The 24538-nt window shown below is 43.2% G+C and carries 26 protein-coding genes, 3 pseudogenes and 1 riboswitch; of the genes and pseudogenes, 8 read left to right on the top strand and 21 right to left on the bottom strand.

Annotated elements, in window-relative coordinates:
- Nucleotides 1–27: 27 nt before the first annotated feature.
- Nucleotides 28–578, bottom strand: a pseudogene (locus tag JCM19039_RS24935) (HAD family hydrolase); the annotation flags it as partial.
- Between the two features lie 68 nt (nt 579–646).
- Nucleotides 647–746, top strand: a riboswitch (TPP riboswitch).
- Nucleotides 747–802: 56 nt separating this feature from the next.
- Here JCM19039_RS24935 and thiT point away from each other — a divergent pair.
- Nucleotides 803–1380, top strand: a pseudogene (thiT, locus tag JCM19039_RS01355) (energy-coupled thiamine transporter ThiT).
- 57 nt (nt 1381–1437) lie between these two features.
- Here thiT and JCM19039_RS01350 read toward each other — a convergent pair.
- The 5 genes from JCM19039_RS01350 to JCM19039_RS01330 form a co-directional block, all read right to left on the bottom strand.
- Complete coding sequence (locus JCM19039_RS01350; RefSeq protein ID WP_042423109.1) at nt 1438–2445, bottom strand: proline racemase family protein; 1008 nt, start codon at nt 2443–2445, stop codon at nt 1438–1440.
- A 63-nt stretch (nt 2446–2508) separates the two neighbouring features.
- Nucleotides 2509–3789, bottom strand: coding sequence for a TRAP transporter large permease (locus tag JCM19039_RS01345; RefSeq protein WP_042423106.1), 1281 nt, complete (start codon nt 3787–3789; stop codon nt 2509–2511).
- Nucleotides 3786–4238, bottom strand: coding sequence for a TRAP transporter small permease (locus JCM19039_RS01340; protein ID WP_193744112.1), 453 nt, complete (start codon nt 4236–4238; stop codon nt 3786–3788). The genes JCM19039_RS01345 and JCM19039_RS01340 overlap by 4 nt, the downstream gene beginning before the upstream one ends.
- 120 nt (nt 4239–4358) lie before the next feature.
- Nucleotides 4359–5300 (bottom strand): DctP family TRAP transporter solute-binding subunit, encoded by a 942-nt coding sequence (locus JCM19039_RS01335; protein ID WP_042423100.1) that lies wholly within the window; start codon nt 5298–5300, stop codon nt 4359–4361.
- Between the two features lie 14 nt (nt 5301–5314).
- A complete protein-coding gene (locus JCM19039_RS01330) occupies nt 5315–5977 on the bottom strand; it encodes a GntR family transcriptional regulator (protein ID WP_042423097.1) in 663 nt (220 codons plus the stop codon).
- A gap of 183 nt (nt 5978–6160) precedes the next feature.
- On the opposite strand from JCM19039_RS01330, the gene JCM19039_RS01325 reads away from it, so the two are divergent.
- Nucleotides 6161–6904, top strand: a complete 744-nt coding sequence (locus JCM19039_RS01325; protein WP_052398408.1) for a polysaccharide deacetylase family protein — start codon at nt 6161–6163, stop codon at nt 6902–6904.
- Here the strand turns inward: JCM19039_RS01325 and JCM19039_RS01320 are convergent.
- Nucleotides 6901–7737: a LysR family transcriptional regulator gene (locus tag JCM19039_RS01320; RefSeq protein ID WP_042423094.1), complete on the bottom strand. Its 837-nt coding sequence runs from the start codon at nt 7735–7737 to the stop codon at nt 6901–6903. The two genes, JCM19039_RS01325 and JCM19039_RS01320, sit on opposite strands and share 4 nt — an antisense overlap.
- 105 nt (nt 7738–7842) lie before the next feature.
- Between JCM19039_RS01320 and JCM19039_RS01315 the strand changes: the two genes are divergently transcribed.
- Both JCM19039_RS01315 and JCM19039_RS01310 read left to right on the top strand, forming a co-directional pair.
- On the top strand, nt 7843–8631 hold the full coding sequence (locus tag JCM19039_RS01315; protein WP_052398407.1) for a class I SAM-dependent methyltransferase: 789 nt from the start codon (nt 7843–7845) through the stop codon (nt 8629–8631).
- The gene (locus JCM19039_RS01310; protein ID WP_042423091.1) at nt 8615–8977 is read left to right on the top strand and encodes a VOC family protein; all 363 of its coding nucleotides are present in this window, start codon (nt 8615–8617) and stop codon (nt 8975–8977) included. Before JCM19039_RS01315 ends, JCM19039_RS01310 begins: the two co-directional genes overlap by 17 nt.
- Here the strand turns inward: JCM19039_RS01310 and JCM19039_RS01305 are convergent.
- From JCM19039_RS01305 to JCM19039_RS01280, 7 genes are all read right to left on the bottom strand, one after another.
- The gene (locus JCM19039_RS01305) at nt 8968–9162 is read right to left on the bottom strand and encodes a YwbE family protein (protein ID WP_042398340.1); all 195 of its coding nucleotides are present in this window, start codon (nt 9160–9162) and stop codon (nt 8968–8970) included. The genes JCM19039_RS01310 and JCM19039_RS01305 overlap by 10 nt on opposite strands.
- Before the next feature lie 74 nt (nt 9163–9236).
- Nucleotides 9237–10091: a dTDP-4-dehydrorhamnose reductase gene (gene rfbD / locus JCM19039_RS01300; RefSeq protein WP_042423089.1), complete on the bottom strand. Its 855-nt coding sequence runs from the start codon at nt 10089–10091 to the stop codon at nt 9237–9239.
- A complete protein-coding gene (gene rfbB / locus JCM19039_RS01295; RefSeq protein WP_081834259.1) occupies nt 10088–11041 on the bottom strand; it encodes a dTDP-glucose 4,6-dehydratase in 954 nt (317 codons plus the stop codon). Before rfbB ends, rfbD begins: the two co-directional genes overlap by 4 nt.
- A 9-nt stretch (nt 11042–11050) precedes the next feature.
- Nucleotides 11051–11920 (bottom strand): glucose-1-phosphate thymidylyltransferase RfbA, encoded by an 870-nt coding sequence (gene rfbA, locus JCM19039_RS01290; RefSeq protein WP_042423086.1) that lies wholly within the window; start codon nt 11918–11920, stop codon nt 11051–11053.
- Nucleotides 11917–13314 carry a glycosyltransferase gene (locus JCM19039_RS01285; protein ID WP_042423084.1) on the bottom strand — a complete coding sequence of 466 codons (1398 nt, stop codon included), beginning with the start codon at nt 13312–13314 and terminating at the stop codon, nt 11917–11919. Before JCM19039_RS01285 ends, rfbA begins: the two co-directional genes overlap by 4 nt.
- Before the next feature lie 818 nt (nt 13315–14132).
- Nucleotides 14133–14294, bottom strand: a complete 162-nt coding sequence (locus JCM19039_RS22870; RefSeq protein ID WP_081834258.1) for a Fur-regulated basic protein FbpA — start codon at nt 14292–14294, stop codon at nt 14133–14135.
- A 153-nt stretch (nt 14295–14447) separates the two neighbouring features.
- Complete coding sequence (locus JCM19039_RS01280) at nt 14448–14723, bottom strand: HU family DNA-binding protein (RefSeq protein ID WP_042398332.1); 276 nt, start codon at nt 14721–14723, stop codon at nt 14448–14450.
- A 95-nt stretch (nt 14724–14818) separates the two neighbouring features.
- On the opposite strand from JCM19039_RS01280, the gene JCM19039_RS01275 reads away from it, so the two are divergent.
- Nucleotides 14819–16000: a PLP-dependent aspartate aminotransferase family protein gene (locus tag JCM19039_RS01275; RefSeq protein WP_042423081.1), complete on the top strand. Its 1182-nt coding sequence runs from the start codon at nt 14819–14821 to the stop codon at nt 15998–16000.
- Between the two features lie 88 nt (nt 16001–16088).
- On the opposite strand, the gene JCM19039_RS23530 is transcribed toward JCM19039_RS01275, so the two are convergent.
- The 4 genes from JCM19039_RS23530 to JCM19039_RS27660 all read right to left on the bottom strand — a co-directional run bounded on the left by JCM19039_RS23530 (nt 16089) and on the right by JCM19039_RS27660 (nt 18593).
- Nucleotides 16089–16742 (bottom strand): hypothetical protein, encoded by a 654-nt coding sequence (locus JCM19039_RS23530; protein WP_052398406.1) that lies wholly within the window; start codon nt 16740–16742, stop codon nt 16089–16091.
- 84 nt (nt 16743–16826) lie between these two features.
- Entirely contained in the window at nt 16827–17936 is a 1110-nt protein-coding gene (locus JCM19039_RS01265) for a glycosyltransferase (RefSeq protein WP_042423079.1), read from the bottom strand.
- Nucleotides 17937–18000: 64 nt separating this feature from the next.
- The gene (locus JCM19039_RS24140; protein WP_193744111.1) at nt 18001–18147 is read right to left on the bottom strand and encodes a hypothetical protein; all 147 of its coding nucleotides are present in this window, start codon (nt 18145–18147) and stop codon (nt 18001–18003) included.
- On the bottom strand, nt 18144–18593 hold the full coding sequence (locus tag JCM19039_RS27660) for a TetR/AcrR family transcriptional regulator (protein WP_152550039.1): 450 nt from the start codon (nt 18591–18593) through the stop codon (nt 18144–18146). The genes JCM19039_RS24140 and JCM19039_RS27660 overlap by 4 nt, the downstream gene beginning before the upstream one ends.
- A 71-nt stretch (nt 18594–18664) precedes the next feature.
- Here JCM19039_RS27660 and JCM19039_RS01255 point away from each other — a divergent pair, with 71 nt between their 5' ends.
- Nucleotides 18665–19009: a multidrug efflux SMR transporter gene (locus tag JCM19039_RS01255; protein ID WP_042423076.1), complete on the top strand. Its 345-nt coding sequence runs from the start codon at nt 18665–18667 to the stop codon at nt 19007–19009.
- Nucleotides 19006–19305, top strand: coding sequence for a multidrug efflux SMR transporter (locus JCM19039_RS01250; protein ID WP_042423073.1), 300 nt, complete (start codon nt 19006–19008; stop codon nt 19303–19305). Before JCM19039_RS01255 ends, JCM19039_RS01250 begins: the two co-directional genes overlap by 4 nt.
- 65 nt (nt 19306–19370) lie before the next feature.
- Here the strand turns inward: JCM19039_RS01250 and JCM19039_RS01245 are convergent.
- A pseudogene (locus JCM19039_RS01245) lies at nt 19371–20887 on the bottom strand (BCCT family transporter).
- Between the two features lie 147 nt (nt 20888–21034).
- Here JCM19039_RS01245 and map point away from each other — a divergent pair.
- Nucleotides 21035–21778 carry a type I methionyl aminopeptidase gene (map, locus tag JCM19039_RS01240; protein WP_042423071.1) on the top strand — a complete coding sequence of 248 codons (744 nt, stop codon included), beginning with the start codon at nt 21035–21037 and terminating at the stop codon, nt 21776–21778.
- Between the two features lie 91 nt (nt 21779–21869).
- Here the strand turns inward: map and JCM19039_RS01235 are convergent, their stop codons facing one another.
- Both JCM19039_RS01235 and JCM19039_RS21315 read right to left on the bottom strand, forming a co-directional pair.
- Nucleotides 21870–23213: a glutathione ABC transporter substrate-binding protein gene (locus JCM19039_RS01235; protein WP_052398404.1), complete on the bottom strand. Its 1344-nt coding sequence runs from the start codon at nt 23211–23213 to the stop codon at nt 21870–21872.
- Between the two features lie 107 nt (nt 23214–23320).
- Nucleotides 23321–23542 (bottom strand): hypothetical protein, encoded by a 222-nt coding sequence (locus JCM19039_RS21315; RefSeq protein WP_052398403.1) that lies wholly within the window; start codon nt 23540–23542, stop codon nt 23321–23323.
- Nucleotides 23543–24538 lie beyond the last annotated feature (996 nt).

The following is a 24538-nucleotide window of genomic DNA, read 5'->3' as shown; positions in this document are numbered from 1 at the left end:
TGCGTCACTATCCACTTGTTCGCTCGTTTTCCAAGCCGCTTTCAAGCCCTTGTTACGACTTCCGATAATATCAGTGTCGTACTGATCCCCGACATACAATGCTTGTTCAGGCTGTACGTTCAACTGCTCTATACCTAATGCGAAAATTCGGGCATCTGGCTTTCTTAATCCAACCTCATCTGAAATGATTACTGAGTCACAATATTTATTAATACCTAAAGAATTGAACACAGCACGTTGAATCCTCTCTTTCCGTTTGAGATGATTCCAAGTTTATAATCCTTTGCCTTTAATTGTTCCAGTGTGTGCTCAACGTCAGTGTACAGTTGTGCGAACTTCGGAAACTGAGTAACATAATCGGCTAATAGTTGTTGAGGGTTCAATGGCAACTTATATTCTTTGACTAACTGCTCATATACCTCATCCTTCCAGCGCACCCCCTCGTTATCCAATTCGACAAACCTATTCAGGTCGACATTCATTGAGAAACGCTCACATTGATCTCGAAAAAAAGTTACTAATGATTCCGGTCGGTTATGTAATGTACCATCTAAGTCAAACAAAATTGCTTTAAGCATCCGTGACCTCCCCAAAAACAGCTTGGCTTTCATTGTACTATAAGATATACTATATTCGTCTGAATATTATCAACCACTAGGGGTGTCGCAAGACTGAGAGGGACTCGTTCCCGACTCTTAGAACCTGATCTGGGTAACACCAGCGTAGGGAAGTGGGAGAGCACATTACGACGATTAATGTGCGGACCTGCATCCCCCTGTGGAAACAAAAAGGGGATTTTTTTATGCAAACAAGAACGTTAATAATGGTGGAAACAGCGCTCATGGTCGCACTCGCGCTCATCTTAGACCGCATTGAGTTTGCGGGTCCGTGGGTCATGGGAGGCTCAATCTCCCTTGTTATGTTGCCGATCTTTGTCATGGCATTTCGGCGCGGCCTAAAAGTCGGCTGATGACAGGGTTACTCGTAGGTGTCATTAAATTAATCTTAGGAAGCTCGATGATTCACCCCATCCAATTTCTATTAGACTATCCAGTTGCCTTTACCGTATTAGGACTGGCGGGTGCATTTGCATTCAGGAACAAAAAAGGAGAACTAAACATCCGATGGGCACTGTTCGGCCTTTTCTTTGCATCATTTTTCCGTCTCGTCGCCCACATCATCTCCGGCGGGGTTTGGTTTGGCGAATATGCGCCAGAGGGATGGAACGTCTGGCTCTACTCAGCCGTTTATAATACTTCTTACCTCGTGCCAGAAACACTCATTACATTTGGTGTGATTCTTCTTATTGCAAAAACTCAGCCAGCATTTTTCAAACTTAAAAACCGGCCCGCTCGGTTAAAGTCTTCGGTTGTTTCATAAAAAAAGATAAAAGAGGGAATGAGTGTACACTCATTCCCTCTTTTATCTTTTTTACAATTAGTTCACGATAAAACCGCCACGGAACGGATCATTCGGATCCATTAATATATTCTGGAAACCATTGATAAACGCTGTTCCTTCTACTTCCGTTCGAACCGCATTCATCTCACCTAATTTGACTTTCTCAAGCGCTCGTCCAGTAAACGTACCTCCGACAAACCCTTCACTTACAATTTCCTCACCAATTTTCATCTCGCCTCGTCCTACCATGCGAGCTACCATTGCTGTCGTACCTGTTCCGCCTGGTGAGCGATCCGCTTGTCGATCACTAAATACATGAACATTTTTATACGTAGCTTCCTGAAGTGTCGGTTCGCCAAAGAAGGTAACAATATCAATGTAATTGATATAATCCTTTGTTGGGTGTTGTACACTTACTTTTTGATTTACCGCTTCTTTAATTCTTCTAGCGTATTCTTTCAACTGCATACCGTTGGAAACATGAATTTTCGTATCTAGCTGTGCGATGTCCACCCAGGCAAAGTAGTTGCCCCCATAACTAATATCTGTTTTGATCGTACCTAAGCCTTCGACCTCTACTTCAAGATCTTGATGTTCTAGAAAGCCAGGGACGTTTTCAAAACGAACACTTTCTGCACGGTTATTTTTCATTTTTACTTTTGGATACACAAGTCCAGCCGGTGTTTCCAATACGAGAGATGTTTCTTCTCCTGTTACTTCAACCATTCCGAGTTCAACAATTGCCGTTGAAACACCTATCGTTGCGTGACCACACATATTTAAAAAGCCAGTATTGTCCATATAGATGACACCAAAGTCAACGTCTTCCCTAGTGGGTGGCAGCAATACAGCACCAAACATATCGCGATGACCTCTTGGCTCTTGAATAATTGCATTTCTTAACCACTCAAAGTTAGCCGCCATATAATCTCGTTGTTCAGCAACCGTTTCCCCTTTTAACTTTAATAAACCGCCATTAATGATTCGAGTAGGCTCCCCAAACGTATGTGTTTCAATTGTTTGCACCATTCTGTTAAAAATCATTCAATCGTCTCCTTTAGATAAAATAGTATGTGTGTGCCGACTTGACAAGGCCCCATCAGCACATTAATCAATGAGTAAATTCGGAATATAGAGCATCATTTCTGGGAAGTAAATCATGAAAAATAACACAATTAATAACACAAGAATGTACCAGACGTTATATTTACTCGTCTCCCACATCGTCGCCTTCGCTAAAGCAGTCGTAATATACAGACCACTTGCAACAGGAGGCGTTTGTTGCCCAATTGCCCAAACGATCAGAACAACCATAGCAAACTGCAACGGATCAACGGATACTGCATCAGCAAGCGGCAAGAACAAAGGTACGATGACGAGTACCATTACTGTACCGTCAAACACTAACCCTCCAAGAAATAGAATTAAACTAGTAATTAACATTACGGCAATTGGGTCATTCGCAAATTGAAGCAACGGTTCCATCATCTGGTGACCGACACCTAAGCCTGCAAAAGCAAAACCGAGCAAACCTGCGCAGGCAACGATGAACATGACAAATGCCGTTGTCCGCACACTATCTTCAATGGCTACAAAGAAATCTTTCATGCTCATTTCTCGATAGATGAGTGCGGCTACAATTCCTACAAAAACAGCGATAGCCGCAGATTCTGTCGGTGTGGCTACCCCAGTAAGGATGCTTCCCAAAATAATTACAGGAACGAGCAATGCAGGGATGTTTTTCAGTAGCTCTACACCCACATTCTCAACTTTTATAGATTTCTCTACAATTTCACCTTTTTGCTTTGCAGACAAGAAGTAAGCAACAACCATAAAGCCTGCAGCAATCGTTAACCCAATAGGAATTCCCGTCATAAATAGTGCAGAAACAGAAATTCCAGAAACCGAAGCATATAAAATCATTGGAACACTCGGTGGTAATAAAATACCAAGCGATGATCCAGCAGAAGTGGTTGCTGCGGAAAAACCGCGTCGGTATCCTTTATCAACCATTGCTGGAATGACGATTTGCCCTACTGCTGCACTAGCACCTACGGCAGTTCCTGTAATTGCACCAAAGAAGACCGAAGCAACCACATTTACATAGGCAAGTCCACCCTTAAAGATCCCGACAATTAATAAAGCTAAATTAATTAGACGTTTAGAAATTCCACTATAATTCATTATCGATCCCGCCAATATGAAGAGCGGAATTGCAAGCAATGGAAAACTGTTTGCACCTAGGTACAATTGCTGTGTCATAAATGTAAGTGAGAAATCACTCTGTAGAACGATAAACAATACTGCAGTAAGTCCAAGTGTAAATGCAATTGGAACCCCTAATACGAGGAGAATGAGTATGACAATTAGCATAAGTAACGGGGTCATCTCACTTCACCTACCGTTTCTACCTCTTGCTCATTACTTGTTTTGAAAGTTGCGATTTTTTTAACCGTATCAATGATCTGGCATATGATCTCCATCGACATTAACGTCGCCGATACCCATATGAAACTGTAAGGCACCCACATAGGGACTGCCATAACAGGAGTACCTATATCACCTACAATGGAAATTAACGGATACGTATTAAATGTGACGAGCAAAACTAATGTTAACATTGCAACTTTCGAAAACAATTCCAAGTAAGGCTTATTCTTATCAGACAATCGATCTTCCAAAAAACTTACTTTTAAATGCGTGTTTTCAACCGTACACTGATAGGCACCGAAAAATGTAAGCCAAATCATCGTCATTAGAGCCATTTCTTCAGGCCACTCAAGCAATATATCGAACAAATTTCTACCAATTAACTGCAATAAAAGTACGGAGAACATAAAGAACATGATTCCTACATTGACGTATTTGATACATCGGTATAATACATCTCGAAATGATTTAATGGTAATCACCTCCGAGTTGTTCAATTATGTCTATAATTTCTTGACCTTCTTCTCCTAACCTTCAACGACGGGTTCCCAGACGGGCTGAGTGGCTTCCTGGAATGCCTCAACATCCTCTAGTTCAAAGACTTCCATTCCTTCTGATTCGAGCCGCTCTACCAATTCGATCTCATCTCTTTCATTTAACTCCCGATTTAAATCTCGTCCTGCTTCAGCAGCGGTTTGAATAATATGTTGATGCTCTGCAGAGAGATTCTGCCAAGTATCCTCATTTATAAATAAGGATGCTGGGGAATACACATGATTTGTGAGTGTCAGGTAAGGTTGTACGTCATAAAATGATGAATTGACTATGACGGGCAATGGGTTCTCCTGTCCATGGACAGTGCCTTGTTGAAGAGCGGTAAACACCTCAGAGAAGCTCATGGGTAGAGGATTTGATCCTAGTGCCGAAAATGTTGCCATGCGAACAGGACTTTCTGGTACACGTATTCTTAGACCATCAAAATCTTCAGGCATTTCAATAGGTCGAACACTATTTGTTACTTGGCGAAACCCGTCTTCCCAAAAAGCAAGATGCTGCAAGTTATACTCTAACAAATGCTCTCCAACCATATCTCCCGCCTCACTATCTAATGAAGCCCATGCATGTTCACGATTTAAAAAAATATAAGGTAAAGAGAAAATCTCCTGGTATGGATTCATCTGTTCCAATGGTGTAGATGAGAGTCCCATTTCTATCGTGCCTATTGCTACGCTTTCTTGTACTTCCCTACCGGAATCCCCGAGCTGTCCACCACCATAAAGCTGAACTTGAATTTCTCCATCAGATTCCTCTTCAACAATTTCCTTAAATCGCTCAGCACCTTGGCCCCAAGGGTGGGATTGTGGCAATTCATAAGCAAATTTGAGTACAACTTGTTCGCTTTGGTTACCACAACCGCTTAGTACACCGATTATGAGGAGCCCTGCAAATAACGCCGTTAATTTACGCATAACGATTGTCTCCCTTAGTTCGTAAGGTTCGATTCGATTACGACATCCTCATATTCAAATATTCCTTCGAGATGCTTCTTAAATAGTTCCTCAACGAGGTCTTCATCTCGATTCTTAAGTGCTAAATAGATGGCTTCATGTTCTTCTATTGAACGTTGAACAAGTTCTGGCCTAGACATATACGACGTACGAAATGAAACGATATATTCGTGCATGTTTTCTAGTATTGTTGTGATTCTAGGAAGATTCGACCCTTGAACAATGGTTTGATGAAACTGATCGTGAATTTCTACGAGACCTTTAATGTCAGCTTCATCTGAATGTCTCCTCGACTTCTCGAGTAGCCCACCTATATAGTTAAGCTCATGGTCACTTAAGCGAGTGGTCGCATGCCTAGCTGCTGTTGGTTCTAATTGCGCGCGAATCATGTTGATTTCTCTTATCGCAGAAGGTGTTATACCGATAACTTTACAATGACGCCTCGGATGAATTTCAACCAAATTCTCCTGCTCCAACTTGTGCAGCGCTTCACGAACCGGTGTCCGACTGACACCTAATTGCTCTGCGATCTCTGCTTCGGTTAACTTCTCGCCTGGTTGTATATCTTGCATTAATATTGCTTGCCGAATCTGTTGAAATACAGTCTCCCTTATCGACAAATTCTCTATTCTCTTCATTTGCGCCTCCTTTCTGACACATTGTATCCCAGTTATAATAATCAGATTATAATTCAAGTTGTATGGTTTATGCAACAGTTTTTTTAACATTTTGTTTTTATTGTATAGAATCTCCACACGTCGACGCATGAAACAAGCAATCAGACACAAGCTAAAGGAGAGAAGCAAAGGGGGCTTGTGCTAATGAGAAAGTTTTTGATTATCGCTTTTATGATCATGCTCATATTTTTAACGCATAACGATGTACTCGGGAAATCAAAAGCGGAGTTTATCGAGTCTGGTGAAGTTGTTTGGAATGTACATACAGACGAAAAAATAATTGCGCTCACGTTTGACGATGGCCCTCACCCTATGTATACGCCTCTCATCTTGGACGTTCTGAAAAAGCATGATGCCAAGGCAACTTTTTTTGTCATTGGGAAACATGCAGAGCGTTACCCGGAGATTTTGCAAAGAGAGATGGCTGAAGGTCATGAAATCGGTAACCACTCATACGATCACCGCCCGTTGCGAGGCATATCAAAGGATGAGTTTATGAATCAACTTCACCTTACGGAAATGGCCATTGAGAATGCAACCGGCGTCCGACCGATTTTCTTTCGTTCGATGGGTGGGTATTACGATGATCTTACGGTTGATTACGCTGCTCAAGAGGGCTATCGCACCATTATGTGGTCGTGGCATCAAGACTCACGAGATTGGAAGCGCCCCGGCGTGAACACGATTGTGAACAATGTTGCACCCGGGTCTACGCCTGGTGATATTGTATTGTTTCATGATGCGGGAGGTAACCGTAGTGAAACAGTAAAAGCGCTTGACCGAATTCTTACGGAGTTACGTGCTGAAGGCTTTGAATTCGTGACGATTAGTGAAATGCTCGTTTACAGTGACTATGAAGGGATTCCACCAGAGCTGGTCGGACTTTAAACACTAAGCAACTGTAAAAATGTGCGAAGCTGTGGTAAGTGTGTGAGCTCTTTTTCGTATAGTAGCCATGTCTTACGACTAGATGTTTTAAGCGGTTCAACGACACAACGATCACTCAAGTCTGCCACGCTACATGCAGGGAGCACAGCTGCCCCAACGCCAGCTAGAGTAAGAGCTTTGCATGTCCCAATATTATTTACTTCCAACACTCTTTCTGGCCAGACCCCGTATTGTTTTACGATGGCATCTCTCACGTTCACATGGTAGCTTGGTTCAGCTTGGAAAGATAAAAACGGAAGGTCGGTTAAAATGTCGTAGGCTGTTGCGTCGCGATTCTTATAAACGAGAGCAAGCGGTTCGCTAAACCATGACTCCACGTGCATGCCGACCATAGGTTCATCCCCGCGAACGATTGTAAGATGACGATTTGGAGTTTCGCGGAGGAGGTCGGCACTTAATCCTGTTTGCAATTCAATGCGTACTTCTGGGTATTCCTCCATATATTTTGCTAATAGGTTTGGAAGTACATATTGTGCGATTACAGAAGAAACACCAATTTTTAATGATCCGGCAACGTGATTGTCCATTTTTGCTAATTGATCTTTCATTGTTTGCTCTGCTTGGAGTTGTGCTTTTGCATATTCAATGAGCACTTCACCTGCAGGGGTAGGTGTCAATCCCGCGCTCGTTCGGACGAATAAGTCTCTCCCCCAATTGTGCTCGATTGTTTTAAGACGCTGGCTAATGGCGGGCTGTGAAATAAACAAATGCGATGCCGCTTTTTGCATGGAACGGTATGTATCTAACGCTACGATGAGTGTAAAATCTTTCATAGGCCCACCTCTATGCTATTACTTTTTCTTATATATGTTAATTCAATAACTGTTGTTCTTATTATATACCTTTTTCGCTATACTTGCATTAAAGGCGGTGAGATTATGGAGGATTTTTCTTTTCAGGATACGCAGTATCAAAAAATGTATAGTGAACGTGACGTCGACCCAAACTGGCTAACAAATGTTTTTCGAACCCTAGATGTAAAAAGTAAAACCATCATTGACGTTGGATCTGGCGGGGGGTTATATGCGCGGGAGATGAGTAACCACGGAGCTCACGTTATCGGAGTTGACTCGTCAAAAGCATTGCTAAAAACGGCGAGACAAGACATTCCTGATGCAAAGTTTTTGTGTGGCTCTGCCACTCAACTTCCTTTAGAGGATAACTTTGCAGATGTGGTGATTATGCGCGCGCTCACACACCATATTGACCCTCTTGAACCTGCGTTCTCAGAAGCCGCACGTGTGTTAAAAAAAGGCGGGCGCTTAATCATTCAAAACCGAACACTCGAAGATTGTTTGCTACCCGGGTCAAACCATCACTTGCGCGGGTATTTGTTTGAATGCTTCCCGCAGCTTAAACACATTGAAGAGAAGCGGCGCTCTACCTCAGAACAAATGTGCCAAGCGTTGGCAGCGAGCGGTTTTACGAGTCTGTCAATTCACACACTTTGGGAAACTCGGGCGGTGTATGAACAAGAGAATTGGGTCACTTCATTTCATCGTCGTCAAGGAAGGTCAATTCTTCATAAGTTAAGCGACGAAAATCTTCATGCACTCATTGCTCACATGAAAAAACATATTCAAACCTCAGACGTCATTGACCGAGATCGCTGGACCGTCTGGGAAGGAATAAAACAGGAGGGATTCGCTCATGATTCTCACGCTTGATCATATACAAATCACTGCACCCATCGGTCGCGAAGACGAGTGTCGTAAGTTTTGGGGAGACCTACTGCAACTTCAAGAAATTGAAAAGCCCAAAGAACTACGTGACAACGGTGGGTGTTGGTTCACCATAGGTTCAATTGACCTTCATATTGGTATTGAGGAGCCCTTTTCTCCAAACAAAAAAGCCCATCCCGCTTTCCAAGTAAAGGATTTGGGTGCGCTTCAAGCCGTTCTTATCAAAGCCGGGTATCCGATAAAGGAAGCCACTCCTTTGCCATATGCAGAGCGTTTTTTTACTACGGATCCCTTCGGAAATCGTTTGGAGTTTCTATCACTCTACTCATGAACCTTCTTGACTCTTCCAACTTGACCATCTGTTAGCCGTACTTTAATCCCGTGAGGGTGACTGCTTGATTTCGTTAGAAGACTTTGAACAGTCCCCCTCGTTAGCGTCCCCGTTCGCTGGTCGGCCTTTAGCACAATGTCTACTTCAGCCCCTGGTTTCACCTGGCTTCTCATCTTACCGTCCATACCGCTACCTCCTGTGTACCACTTATGATCTGCTCCTAATCATACGGCTAAATAGAACCAAATACAACCTTCTTCTATAGTTGACGATGTAAATAATGGTATAGCGCTTCTTCCCATCGTCTAGGTTTTGGAAAACCACTCGCTTCAAGCGACTGATGACTTAATACAGAATACTTTGGCCGTGGGGTGCGTACTTTTAGCTGTGTGCGCTGAATTCTTCGTACCGCAGTTTCTAATCTTGATAGCTGAACAATCTTCTCTGCCCATTCAAACCGTGAACACGAACCCGCATTGGAAAAATGATACAATCCATACGCACGTGTACCGATCAGTTGATCAATAAAGACAGCCAAATCATACGTATACGTCGGGCACCCCTTTTCATCATCAACAACTTCCAAGTAGGGTTGTGCATGAGCACGATCGAGAATTTTTTGCACAAAATGATGACCTCGATCTCCATATAACCATGACGTGCGGACAATAAAGAATTCATTGTGCAACTGTTGGACGAAAACTTCGCCTGCACGTTTGGATTGACCGTAGATCGTTTGAGGGTCGGTTGGATCAAACTCCATATACGGAGTCGAAGACTCTCCATTAAATACAAAGTCGGTACTTACATACAAAAGCTTTGCGCCAACTTGACGAGCAGCAATGGCAACATTCCGTGTTCCGTAGGCATTAACCGCAAATGCTTGGTCGGGATCTTTCTCTGCCCCGTCCACATCGGTGTATGCCCCGCAATGAATCACAACATCGGGCTCGTGTTCAATCATCACTTTTTCTACCGACTCTAACACGCGTATATCCAATTGTTCACGCCCTAATGCTACGACATCATCATTTTCATATTGCTGTAAGAATTCCGCTACTTGGCTGCCTAGTTGCCCCTTAGCTCCTGTGATTAGTATCCGCCTATTGTTCATCGGTTCACCCCCACATACCAGTCAATGGTGTGCTGAAATGCGCGATCAAAGTCTGTCGTTGCCTTCCATCCTAGCTCTCTCTCAATTTTATCTGCTTGTATGGCGTACCGACGGTCATGACCTTTGCGGTCTTCAACATAATGAATCTGGCTAATCGGAAGTTGAAATGCTTCGACGATTTTTTCTGCAATCGTTTGATTTGTGAGCTCATTGTAGCCTCCAATGTTATACACTTCACCGGGTTTCCCATATTCCAAAACTTTCAAGATCCCTTGTACATGATCCTCTACATATAACCAGTCCCGTATATTCTGCCCATCTCCGTAAAGAGGGAGAGGCTCATTGTTCATTGCTTTTTTGATGAGCGTCGGAATGAGCTTTTCCTCATGCTGATGAGGACCGTAGTTGTTCGAACAACGCGTAATACACACGGGCAAACCGTACGTTTGATGATAAGCCCTCACTAACAGATCAGCACTTGCCTTACTCGCCGCGTAAGGATTGTTCGGTTGCAACGGGGAACGCTCTGTGAACAACGCCTCATCCTCTCTGGTCAATGTTCCATATACTTCGTCGGTAGACACTTGAATAAATCGCTTCACATCACCGCTTAGCGCCGCTTGCAACAGCGCATCAGTCCCTTGAACATTTGTACGTATAAACGGGGACGTATGAGCGATGCTGCGATCGACATGTGACTCAGCAGCAAAGTGTACGATCGCGTCGACATGTTGTTCAGTGACCAGCTGGATCATCTTTCTTTGATCGGTTACATCCGCACGTACAAATTGATAGCGATCATCGTTTTCAACCGCCTGTAAATGCTCAAGTTTTGCCGCATAAGTGAGTTGGTCCACATTGATGACCGAAACATCTGACCTTTCTTTTAGTAACGCTAATATAAAATGACTGCCGATAAAACCAGCCCCGCCGGTAACAAGAACTTTCATAGGCTCCTCCTAACGTTCGTTCGCAACCGCAAGCAAATACTGACCGTACGCATTTTTCTTGAGTGGCTTAGCAAGCTCAACGAGTTGGTCTGCCGAGATATAGCCTTTTCGATAAGCAATTTCTTCAATACATGCGACTTTTAAGCTCTGCCGCTCTTCAATCGTTTCAATGAATGCCGATGCGTTTAGAAGAGACTGATGTGTGCCTGTGTCGAGCCATGCAAATCCTCGGCCTAGCTGCTCAACACGCAAACGACCTTCGCGCATATACTGCTCATTTACAGACGTAATCTCCAACTCTCCCCGCGCGGATGGACGTACTTGCTTAGCAAACTGAACGGCACGATGATCATAGAAATAAAGCCCCGTTACAGCAATTGAAGATTTCGGCTCTTTTGGTTTTTCTTCAAGCGACAGTGCTTTTCCATCCTTATCCATTTCCACGACCCCAAAACGCTCAGGGTTTCGTACCGAATAGCCAAACACGATCGCCCCTTCCTCTAAAGAAGCTGCCTCTTCCAATCGTTTCGAAAATTGACTTCCATAAAACAGATTATCTCCAAGGATCAATGCGACCGGTTCTCCACCGATAAATGTTTCGCCAATGAGTAACGCTTCTGCAATTCCTTTAGGTTGCGCTTGCTCAGCATACGTAATATCTAGACCCACAAACGAACCGTCGCCTAACATTTGTTCAAACCTTGGTGTATCCATAGGCGTGCTAATAATGAGTACTTCACGAATGCCCGCTAACATCAACACCGACAGAGGATAGTAAATCATCGGCTTATCGTATACAGGCAAAAGCTGTTTGGAAACCGCTTTTGTTAATGGATAAAGACGGGTTCCATCCCCGCCGGCAAGAATAATGCCCTTCATTTTATTTCACCCCCAAGCCACTCCACTTGCAAGATGATTTGGTACATCGATGAGAGTTGGGCAAGATGATCGACTGAAAATCCGTGTTTTCTTCCAGCCTCTTGTATGTCTTGCAAAAACGCTTGTTGCTTTTCATCTTGTTGTAGCTGTGTGTACGTCTTTACGTTCATATGAAAATGTTCAGCTGGAAAGAGATCATCCACAGTAAATGGTGTGAAATGACGCAAATGACTCCACTTCGTCACTCCCCCATCGTTTACTTGCCATCTTCCTTCCAGCATCGGGACCACGACCGAACTGTGCATAAAGTTGGGCACACTCATGACCATCATGCCTCCAGGTTTGAGACATTCGGCAATATCCATTATAAATTTCCACGGATTCACCGTATGATTAAGCACATCTTGAATGACGATCGCGTCAAAGTCATGCGGTAGTTGGGAAAAGTCGATATGCTCATACTTTTCAACTATCTGAACGTGTGCGTAATGATGTTTTGAGAAGTCACGCAGCGACTTTTCTTTTTCAATCCCGTAAACATCTGCCCGCGAGTTGCGCCCGACAATCTCTAAACCGGATGCCCCAGCACCACACCCGATATCGAGCACTTTCGTTGCCGTTAGGGGCACAAGATTAACAAGTTCATTGCGCGGGAACATGTATGCCGATATATCCGTGCGCCACTTTTCAATAAATTTTACGCGGTTTGTCATGTACAAATGATAGATATCCAGATCATCATTTCCGGTAAACGTTGCGTGCCCGTGATGATGAACAAACGATTCTTTTATAATTTTTAATTGGTATCCTCGATGAACGACTTGTGCCGACAAGTCATCATCTTCAAAAGACCCGATGCTGTATCGCTCATCAAATCCTCCAAGTGATTCCATTAATGGGCGCTTCGCAAGCAAACAAAAACCAACAAGCCTCAGTGTCCGTTTCGTCTGTCCTGCATATTGTTTTTGATGACGTACAGCGAAGTCATCCAGATGAGCAAGGTCGGTATAATCAACACCTACCAGTTGCGCACCGCTCACATAATTACTTACCGGCCCAACCATCCCTACGTTTTCATCTGCATGAAGTTCTTTTTGTAATGGTTCTAACCAGCCGGGTGTCATGACTGTATCATTATTTAAAAATAATACATCATCGCCTTCAGAGATCGAAAGACCTTGGTTGCACCCTTTTGCAAATCCTTGATTTGTCTCGTTAAACTGACACTTCACGTCTTCCATTGCTGATAAGTACTCGACCGTACCATCGGTTGAGCCATTATCAACGAAAATTAGTTCAAATAACGACCGATCGGTATGCTTATAAATACTCTCAACACACTGCTTCGTCAGCTCTAATTGGTTGTATGTGAGAATCACTATGCTCGTTACCATTTACATCACCACCTCCTTATTCATATGACATATGCCCACATCGTGTGAAAAGAAGGCAGTCACCCATCCTCAATCAACTATGCACTGCACAATTGTCCCTATTCTGGCGAAGGTCTGTCGCTCTTTTGTCATCGATATTAGCTTATGCTATATTAAAGGCTTTCCCTGCTTATTTTTCGCACAACGCATGTAAGATTCATGCAAAGAAGCCTTTTCTTATTACGAAAAAGAGTGTGCAAATGAGATAAAGCATAGCTACGAGCAAATATGGGAGCTTTATGTAACAAGCTTTGATGTTTGTGTAAGTTGACACAGCTCTCGGATGCCATGACTTCCATGAATTCTGGCAGTGTCAACTCACACAACAAAGAAGTTCATAACAACTATACGTCTAGGCTTGCATCTATATAGTGTGTGATCTTTACATTGTCCTGATTTGCACTTTTGGCACTTAATTCCCGTCATCTTTCAAAGGTCGAAGTTCGCCATCGACGCTGGAGGTAGCTAAAAAGTTTTTTGCTTCCAAAAAGCTTGGATCGGAAAACAGAATTACCCACCGATGCCGTTTTGACGGCTGTTCCCAATCCATGGACGTCTGCAGTCAAACAGGTGTTTATGAGAGCAGATTAAGCGTTTTACAGAAAATGACCGACCGTCTATACACCCAAAGCCTTCTTCATTCTCTCAATCTTTTTTAATTTAAGTCACACGCTTTGCGGGGAATAAGGTCGTTTATAATTGCGTGAAATGCTTTAGCCAAAATCAGTACTCATGAAAAAATCCCGCCTGTTTTCACAACAGGCGGGATTTTCGTAAAGTTATCCTATATTCATTTGTCTAGAGAATTCATCATTCAGTTCTCGAGCGGTTAGTTCGTATAATTGTTTATCTCCGACTTTATAAATATCTAAAGACAATAGTTTCTGCACAAGGAATTCCTTACTATAATGCTGATTCCGAGAGTAATATTCAACAGCCATACTCTTCTACCCTTTCAATATGTTCTTGGTGTTAGGGTGAACTCACGTTCTACCTACTATACCCTTCAACGTCGAACAGTAAACACAGAAAAAGCAGAGGTCACCCTGAACAGATTATACCTATTCAGCGTAAACTGTTTTTAGACGCAAAATCTAAACATTAACGGCTTGCTTAAGTCGTTTGCCAGGCTTAAACGCGGGTGATAAACTTGCAGATACTTGAATCTCTTCTCCAGTTCTTGGGTTACGCACGGTTCTCGCCTCACGTTTTCTTGTTTCAAACTGACCGAAACCGATGAGTTGCACACGGTCCCCTGATTGCAGATGCTCAGTGATTGCTTCAAAGGTGGCGTTGACCGCAACTTCTGCTTGCTTTTTCGTCAAATCACTTTTATCAGCAACAACACTGATGAGTTCGGATTTATTCATTGATAAGCCTCCCTTTTATTTGGTTACCTTTAGTTTTGGTGAACATTTCTGAATTTATACATGCGAATAGAAATTTATGGAAGGTGTGCTATTTTATGAGCAAGCGAAAAGAAACCGAATATATACATGGCTCACATCACACGACGAAAGATCAGTATGGTAGTTTAACTCCTCCCATTTATCAAACGAGCACATTTTCTTTTGAGCGAGCAGAAATTGGCGAAGATCGTTTCGCTGGGAACGATGCTGGTTTTGTCTATTCCCGCATGGGAAATCCTACAGTAAAAGCATTCGAGGAGCGGATGGCCACCGCTGAGGGGGCCGATCAAGCGCTCGCATTTGGCTCGGGTATGGGGGCGATTGCCGCCGCTTTACTTTCACAATTAAAGAGCGGGGAGCATGTGATTGTTTCGGATGGGATTTACGGTGCGACATATCGATTGCTCGAAGAGTTTTCAAGTCGCTATAACATTGCCTCAAGTTATGTGGATATGAACGGCCAAACGGCGTTGGTCGAAACCATTACCCCAAATACGAAGATGCTTTTTGTTGAAACACCCATTAACCCTACGATGAAAATGACTGACATACGAGCCGTTGCTGAGTTCGCAAAGAAGCATGATTTACTACTCGCTGTCGACAACACGTTTGCTACTCCCTATTTACAACGCCCCTTAGAACTTGGCGCACATTTGGTCGTACACAGCGCAACGAAGTACATTAGCGGACATGGAGATGTGATTGCTGGCGTTGTCGCAGGAAATACTCCTGTTATGAAAGACATTCACTCATATGCGCAAAAAAATCTCGGAGCAATACTCGGTCCATTTGATGCGTGGCTATTGCTTCGCGGAATGAAGACACTCGCCGTTCGCATGGACCGTCATTGTTCAAATGCTAAGAAAATTGCCGATCGCCTGCAAACGCATCCGTCTGTAGACCGAGTCTTATATCCTGGAAACCCACAATTCACGGATTACGACCTTGCAAAAAAACAAATGCACAAAAGCGGCGCAATGATTAGCTTTTACTTGAATGGGGGGAAAGATGAAGCGTTCACGTTTTTGAATCACCTAAAAATGATCCCTCTAGCGGTTAGTTTAGGGGATGCAGAGACGCTTATTGAACACCCTGCCTCCATGACGCACGCCAGCATCCCTGCAGGAGTACGCCAGGAGATGGGCATTACCGATAACCTCATCCGTCTCTCTGTCGGTCTTGAGCATTATGTAGATATTTGGAGTGACATAAAGCAAGCGCTAAAAAGACTCGATTGATTATTGCCGCCTTAATCCGTAGTGACGTTCATTACGGGTTTTTTCATAAAAAAACTGTTGAGAACAAAACGTTCTCAACAGCTTAAACTTATCCTTCTGTCGCACTCAAACGTACGATTGTTAAACTAGCTCCTTGCCCTGTTTGTAGAACCGTTGGAATGAGTCCTGCTAGTTGCAAGGACACTGTGTCTCCAGCCGTTAATGGTACAACCACACTCGCAGACAAGTTTGAAACAGCTGCTAATGGGGATACTTCAGATGCAGGAATGACCACGCCGTTTTGTGTGACGCGTGCGCTGACGAGAACGGCAGCTGTAAGGTTGACATCGTAACTAATGAGATACTGTCCAGAATCATTCACTGTAAAGACTTCGTTAGCTGCATCCACTGTAATGTTGCTCAAGTTTTGGCCATCTGGCAGGGGTACGTTCGTTCCAGCAGCGACAAGTGTTAACGTCTGAGCCGTTAGGTTAGCAGCAAAAGCATACGTGTCAGTAGGTCCTACAACGCCTGTCGGGATCGTTGGAATTGTTGGGATTGTTGGGATTGTTGGGATCGTAGGCGTTGTTGGAATCGTTGGGGTTGTTGGTACAGTTGGCACCGTTGGAACTGTTGGAACTGTCGGGAACCCTCCGCCATTACCTACGAATCCTGGGCCATTAATTAAGTTGTTATTTATTTCTATTCCAGAACAACCGCTACTACGGTTACCTCTGTTCGGGTTGAATAGATTAAAATTCATGCTTCTTCACCTCCAAAGTGATCGATGTTTATTTGGAATTCCATACATCTTATGCAAACAATGGAGGTTGGAACCTGCATAAGCCTACTTGTCTTGAGATTCAGCTTCTGCCTTGTTTTGCTTTTCCAAATCCGCAAACAATTTGCGATTTTGGATGACACTTTCATGTTCTGGCATCGTTTCAGCAGCTCTTTCGTTTGCTTCTTTGGAACTCGGAATGTCTCCCAACCTGAAATAACAAACACACTGTTGTAAATACGGATACCATGTTGAATACGCGTGGTTCACGAAATTAAGAGAATCTCCTTCCCGTTGATGGACCGCCATTTGATACCAAAAAAGGGCGTTCTCAAAGTCTAACTTTTGTTGAAAGTGATTGCCGATCATACAACAACTTTCAGGGCGGGGTTCTTTTAACTTCAATGTCCTTAGCGCTTGATCAACAGCTTGGTCTGGCTCATCCACGGCTAAATAACAATGGGTCATTGCTTGACAGGCGCGAATCTCATCTTCCACCCACTTGTTCGTTTGCATAAATTCTTCATATTTATTAATCGCTTCTTCGTGTCTGCCTCTTTCTTTTAACTCATTGGCATAATAAAAAAGATCTCGGGGTGTGAATGGTTCATCATCGTTGATCATTTGCTCATAAATATTAATATTGCGGTCTGCATTCGTCTGTACAGTTTTCTCTTCTTTACGGTGTGTGATCGCAACATCTGAAGTAACAATATTTCCACCCACTTGCAAAAATTCGTGTACGGCTCCTTGCCATTCAAATCCACAGGCAGCTTTCACGATGCGGTGTCTTCGATAAGTAAACATCGGTTCGCCATTCGCATCAAAGGTAAGATGATACTTCATCGAAACCGCATCGGTCGTCTCATCAAGGTCTTCCTTCAGTTTTTTCAATTTTAATTGGTCTTCTTCAGATATGATGTCATCTGCATCCAACCACATGATGAATGGCTCTGTTGCTTTTGAGAAAGCGAAGTTTCTTGCTTTGGCGAAATGATTTACCCACTCAAAATCAAACACATTTTCGGTGTATTGAGCAGCGATTTCTTTCGTGCGATCACTGGAACCGGTATCGACGACAACAATCTCATCTACGCAATCTTTCACAGACGCTAAACATCCACCTAGTACCTCTTCTTCATCTTTCACAATCATGCACAAACTAACTCTGATCATCGTGCCACTCCTTCCCAATACTAGGGATTTGTGACATCGTATGTATCGAAAACCGTACGTGTGCCTAACTTGAAATTCCATTCCAAAGTACATGCCAGGCATCTTCAAAACGATTTCTAAAATCTTCTTCCTCATAAATAAATCCTTCTGTAAATAGGCCGTCTAGTAATACATAATAACTTGATAGGAACGTCGATTGGCTAATTTTCACGAACCCTTCATCGACCCTTGTTCATACAGCTGCTCAAGTAACGCATTAATCTCAGCATCTCCAGCAACAGCAATATTTCTCACTGATTCCTTCAAAGGGGCAGGCGGGAAAATCATAAATCGCTTATACATCATTCCCTTCTGCTTACGAATAATAAAATCAGAACTCGAAATTAGCAGTTGCTTTAACCTTTCATCAATCGGTCGATTTTCAAATGCTTTTATACAACTTTTCATGTTTTCAATTAGCTCTGACATCACTTTGTCTGCAATAAACAAATACAATTCTTCTTTATTTTTAAAGTGGTTATAAAGGGAAGGTTTCTGAATGCCAACATCTGATGCAATCATGGCTAATGTTGTTCCTTCATATCCATGTTCTGCAAAATGAGTCAGTGCCGCTTGAATAATTCGCTCTTTCGTTGTCACTTGTATCACCTTCTCCATTTGTATTGCTTCTTCTATGTCTCCATGATACACTAACGACCGTTCGTTAATACATCGAAAGGACATATCTTATGAACATTCAGTGGTTACTCGTTATTATAGCATCTGTATTTGAAGTTGGTTGGGCGACAGGCTTGAAATATGCTGACACGTTCACACAATGGTCATTTACGGTCGTCGCCATTATTGTTAGTTTCATGTTACTCATACGAGCGGCAACACAACTTCCTACGAGTACGGTATATGCCGTTTTTGTCGCCTTAGGAACAGCGGGTACGGTTATGGTTGATTATTTCTTTTTCGGAGCCGAAATGAACGTGGGCACGCTTCTGTTTTTACTGCTTTTACTCATCGGTGTCATCGGCCTAAAAGTCGTGACCGGAGACAGCAAAGAGCAAAAGGAGGGCGTTGAATGAGCTGGATCGTATTAATTATTGCCGGTTTGTTCGAAGTGGTTGGTGTCACAGGCATTCAAATGATCGCCGCTGGCCAAAAGAAAAAGGGGTACGCTGTTCTGATCGTCGGCTTTATCATTAGCTTTACTTTGCTAGGATTAGCGATGAATACAATTCCACTCGGTATCGCTTACGCCGTATGGACAGGAATAGGGACGGTTGGTAGTGCGCTTATAGGCATGATCTTCTATCAAGAATCCAAAGATCGGGCTCGAATTTTCTTTATTCTTCTCGTTATTATTGCTGTCGTTGGCTGAGGGTCGTTTCATAACATAAGAAAAAAGCCGCAGCGTTCGTTGAGAACAACACTGCGGCTTTTTATTTATGCCTTCGACTTTTTCGTTTGTTTTCCTTCTTTTGTTAACTGTTTCCCTTCTTTTGTTAATACAATGATTAACCCGATCAGCATGAGCAACATGATAATTGAAAACGGCAATGCCGCGATAATGAGTGTATTCTGTAAGGCTTGCAAACCACCTGAATACAAAAGAACAAGTGCGGTTGCGGAGAGAAGAACACCCCATATTAACTTCAGACGGTTAGGCGGGCTGTTTGAGCCATTACTCGTTAACATACCCAGTACAAACGTTGCGGAGTCAGCTGAAGTGACTAGGAATACAAACAACGCAAACAATGTTAAAAATGACATTAATGTACCAAAGCCATAGTTACTAAAGGTGGCAAACAACATCTGTTCGGTGATGAAATCAGAAATAACTGCTACTCCATCGTGCTCTAAAGCAATGGCTGCCCCCCCAAATACGGAGAACCAAATAAATACGATAACCGTCGGAACAAGCAATACTGCTGTAACGAATTCTCGGATCGTTCTTCCACGAGAAACTCTTGCTATAAAAATGCCGACAAACGGCGCCCAAGAAATCCACCATGCCCAGTAGAACAACGTCCAATCGTTCACCCACTGTCGGTTTTCCTCGTCAAATGGTGAAATTCTAAAACTTAATCTTGGCAAGTTTTGCAAATACTCACCGATTGTATTTGTAAATAGATTTAATACGTACATTGTCGGTCCTGCTGCCAACAATAGCAAGAATATAATGGCTATGATCGACATGTTTAAGTTGCTTAATACACGAATTCCCTTGTCCAATCCTGACCAAGCTGAGACTAAGAACAACACAGTTACTAAGGCAACAATGCAACTTGTGTCCAAAAGTTCATCTCCCAACCAAACACAAAAGCCATACCACCATTAACTTGCATAGCACCAAGGCCAATGGTTGTCGCGACACCCGTTACGGTTGCCAACACCGCAATAATGTCCGTCGCTTTTCCAATCGGTCCGTTAATTCGGTCACCAAGAATTGGATGCAACGTGGAACTTATAAGGCCTGGGCGATCATGTCTAAAATTAAAATAAGCAAGGGCAAGCGCCAGAATACAGTACACTCCCCAGCCGTGCAGTCCCCAGTGAAACACCGTAAACAAAATGGCGTTGCTCACTGCTTGATCTGTTCCTAACTCACCAGTTGGGGACTGTATTGCATAGTGGCTTATAGGTTCTGCAGCGCCAAAAAACACGAGCCCAACACCCATACCGGCACTGAACAACATCGATAGCCAAGAAAGCCGGCTAAATTCCGGCTTTTCATCCGGCTTTCCTAGCTTCATCTTCCCCATCGGTCCGAACATAAAATACAGCGTTACGATTAGGAATGTTGTGACGAGAATTAAGTAGTACCAGCCAAACGTGTTGCTAATAAAGTCTTGCGCCAATGCCGTTGCATTTTCCAACCAATTCGGAACGACCGACCCGACAATCACGAGCAAAAGAATAATAATTCCTGAAATCAAAAACACATTGTCGATTCTTTTCATTTCTCCACTTGCCTCTCTTTAATGAGCTGTTGCTTTTAAGGTTGCCAACATTTGTCCTAAATATGAATGTGTAAAAACCGGTGCCACCATTTTCTATGTGCATTCATACACTAACTCTCAGTTCACACTAGGAGGGAGTACACGTGTATGCAACGACATAACGATGAAATTGAAAAACTTAAAATTCCGAGTGCATATGTAGCCCTCATGCATCAGTCATTGCGGTCGATGATGGTACCAGGTACATCTACTGCTGACATTGAAAAATTTGTTCGTGATTTTGCGAAACGAAACGGCGTGACGTGTGCACAAATTGGGTATAAAGGCTACCCGTTTGCAACTTGTGCGGCTGTTAATGATGTCATTGCACATGGTTTTCCAAATCCAACCCCGCTTCAAGACGGAGATATTGTTACGATAGATACCGTTTTTGATGTGGATGGATGGAAAGGGGACTCTGCTTGGACGTATGCGATAGGACAAATCGATGAATGTGCCAAGAGGCTGTTGGACGTTACAAAACAGTGCCTTTATAAAGGTATTGACAAGGCAGTAGGCAATCGTACAGGTGACATCGGCTATGCAATTCAAACTCATGCAGAAGTTCATGGGTTTAGCGTAGCTCGAGATCTGCTCGCGCATGGCATAGGTAGACACATTCACGAGCCCCCTGTTTTCCAGCATTTTGGTGAGCCCGGAACCGGTCCTCTTCTCCAAGAAGGTATGGTCATCACTATCGAGCCAATGATTAACGAAGGGACTTATGATATGTACATGGATGAAGATGGCTGGACAGTCCGGACGCAGGATGGAAAACGGTCTGCACAGTTTGAGCATACCATCGTCATTACCGACACTGATCCACTTATTTTAACAGAACAAAATAAATAACAAACTACTTTTTTTAAAAATTTACTGTTTTTATCCAAAGAAAAAATGCGCTCCCCCGATCCCTATGGGGGAGCGCATTTTTCAAAGATGGTTAATAACTTGCGTCATCTCCATCTGTTAAATACGCACCACTAATGTCATATACACCGTTTGGAAGTTGAATAAATCCTTCAACTTCATTGGAAATACCTACTCTAAACTCATCGTGCACCGTAAAGATTTTTGGTGCATCGTCAATGATAATTTGTTGAGCTTCCGCATATAGCTCTACTCTTCGGTCATCATCTTCTTCGTATCTAGCTTCGTCTAATAGGTCATCTACTTCTGAATTACTATAGAATGTACGGTTCCCCGAAGCCCCGTGCTCATCGGTATGATACAACGAGTACATCCCGTAATCCGCGTCCCCTGTAACTGTCGTCCAGCCGAGCACGACCATGTCGTGCTGTCCATTCGCTGAATTATCGAGTAGTGAACTCCACTCTTGTTGATCAAGAGAGATGTTAATATTAAATTCGCTCAACTGATCTTGAACAATCTCTGCCATTTGAATGCTTAGTGGGTTCGATTCATCCACGAGTAGCGAAGCGTCAAATCCATCTTCATAACCAGCTGCATCTAACAATTCTTGTGCCTCTTCTGGGTTATACTCCAAAGGCGTCAACCCTTCACTGTACCCAAATACGAGAGGGTTCAAAGGACCAATCGCTTCTGACCCATATCCTTCATAGATACCTTGAACGATCGTTGATTTATCCACTGCCATCGCAACCGCTCGGCGAACATCGGGATCATCAAATGGCTCCACTTCATTGTTCATCCCAATATAATCAAGACGTAGACTCTCTACAGTTGATACATCAGCGTTTTCAAGATTTTCAATTTGTGACATGTTAATCGGCTCAATGTCATCAATAACGTGTGCTTCTCCAGTCTCTAACTGACCAATCCGTGTCGATTGTTCTGGCACGACGCTGTAAGTTGCGGTATCAAGGTAGGTTAGCTCACCCCAATAGTCTTCATTTCTAGTGAGTACGACTTCGTTTCCTTGATCCCAGTTTTCTAACATAAATGGTCCCGTACCGACAGGCTCAAGGTCGAGGTTTCTCTCACCATTCGCTTCTTCCTCAATCGCTTGGGCACTGATCATTCCCCCACCGTCATGGGCAAGGTTTGCTGCTAATGGCGCAAACGGGAATTCAGTTATAATTTGAACCGTATAGTCATCAACAATTTCAATCTCATCAATCATTTCATACATAAAATTCTTCGGTGAAGCCGTCTCTTCATCGAGTACACGCTCTAATGTCGCTTGAACAGACTCCGCATTAAACGGTGTGCCATCTGTAAACGTTACATCTTCACGTAAAGTAAACTCCCAAGTGTATTCATCCAATTGTTCAAAGTCTTCAGCCAATTCAGGTTGGATTTCCATATTCTCATCATGATTGACGAGCTTTTCATAAATGTTCGTTCGGATATGTGTAGAAGCCGTGTCATTCGAACCATGCGGATCAAGGGATACAGCATCACGGAATACAGCTATTTGTAAATTCCCACCTTGTTGTGCTCTCCCGTCTCAGCAGTATCATCCCCATTGTCATCGTCATCTGCTTCATCATCAGGATCATCTTCTGTTTCCTCAGTATCTGAGCCTTCTTCTACCGTGTCATCATCAACAGGATCACTTGAACATGCTGCCATCAACCCTGCAAACGTTAAAACAGCAACACCGCTAACAATTCCCCTTTTGAATTTTCTCATTTTTTATCCCCCTTATCGATCCTTGCAATAATATGATCAAGATCATTGTAGCTTTTTATCTCGTGATAGACAAGATGTTATTTTTTTCCTAGTTTAAATATACAGATAATGTATTCGAACTAGAAGCAATCTATAGTAAGTTGAATTAAATAATTCCCTTAAGAACCCGTGGTAAGCTTGATAAAGTTTAAACTGTGCTCGAGTTGGGGAAAATCGCAGGAAAAGCGGTATATTCTCATAAACTAGGGAACAGCTTACCAGGTCACATGTACATCCCCGCCCTGAAGTACCAAAATGTTGTCAGCGCGCGCTACGCCGAACCAAGTCCGATTTGGTTTCTGCCCTGCTAGGTCCGACAGGTTGTTTACTTATGGACATTAAATCTGCGCTCCAGTTGGAACAAACTGCGCAGGAGTTTAGCGGAATGAGCGCAGAATGGCACCAAGCACCGCGCTTTCCCTCCAACCCAACAACCACAGCGCAAATCAGGAAAATCTGATGTTCATTCTATCTAGATCGCCCATCGCCAGAAATTCCCAAGAATACAGAGCCATCGCCACTGCTCGTGCAGAAAATCGTGAAAAACGATCTAGATCATCAAGAAAACGATCTATATGGAATGAACTAAACCTTTTCCTGATTAGCACAGTTAGTTGGTGCTTTTCACTGTTGGGGGATGGTTGTAGTCCAGACTACAAGTGCAACATCGGTGGTCAAAGTACGCCCACCTTGTTTTCTATGCACTCCAAAGCACAAGTGCAACATCGGTGGCCCCAAAAGACGTCCACCGTGTTTTCTTTATACTCCAGAGCACAAGTGCGACATCGGTTCACGTTTCTGCCTCCTGGATAAGGTGTGTGGAAAGATGTCCAAATGCCCCATATATTCATTTATGTGACACTTGGAAAAGAAATATCATCATTTTAAACGTGGATGCGCACATAAACGGAGTCAACGGTCACAAATTGCGATATATGTGACCGTTGAGGGCCGAAA

The sequence above is a fragment of the Geomicrobium sp. JCM 19039 genome (assembly GCF_000698145.1).
Lineage (GTDB): Bacteria > Bacillota > Bacilli > Bacillales > Marinococcaceae > Geomicrobium_A.
The sequence above is the reverse complement of the archived record's forward strand: the minus strand, read 5'-3'. Positions and strand labels throughout refer to the sequence as shown.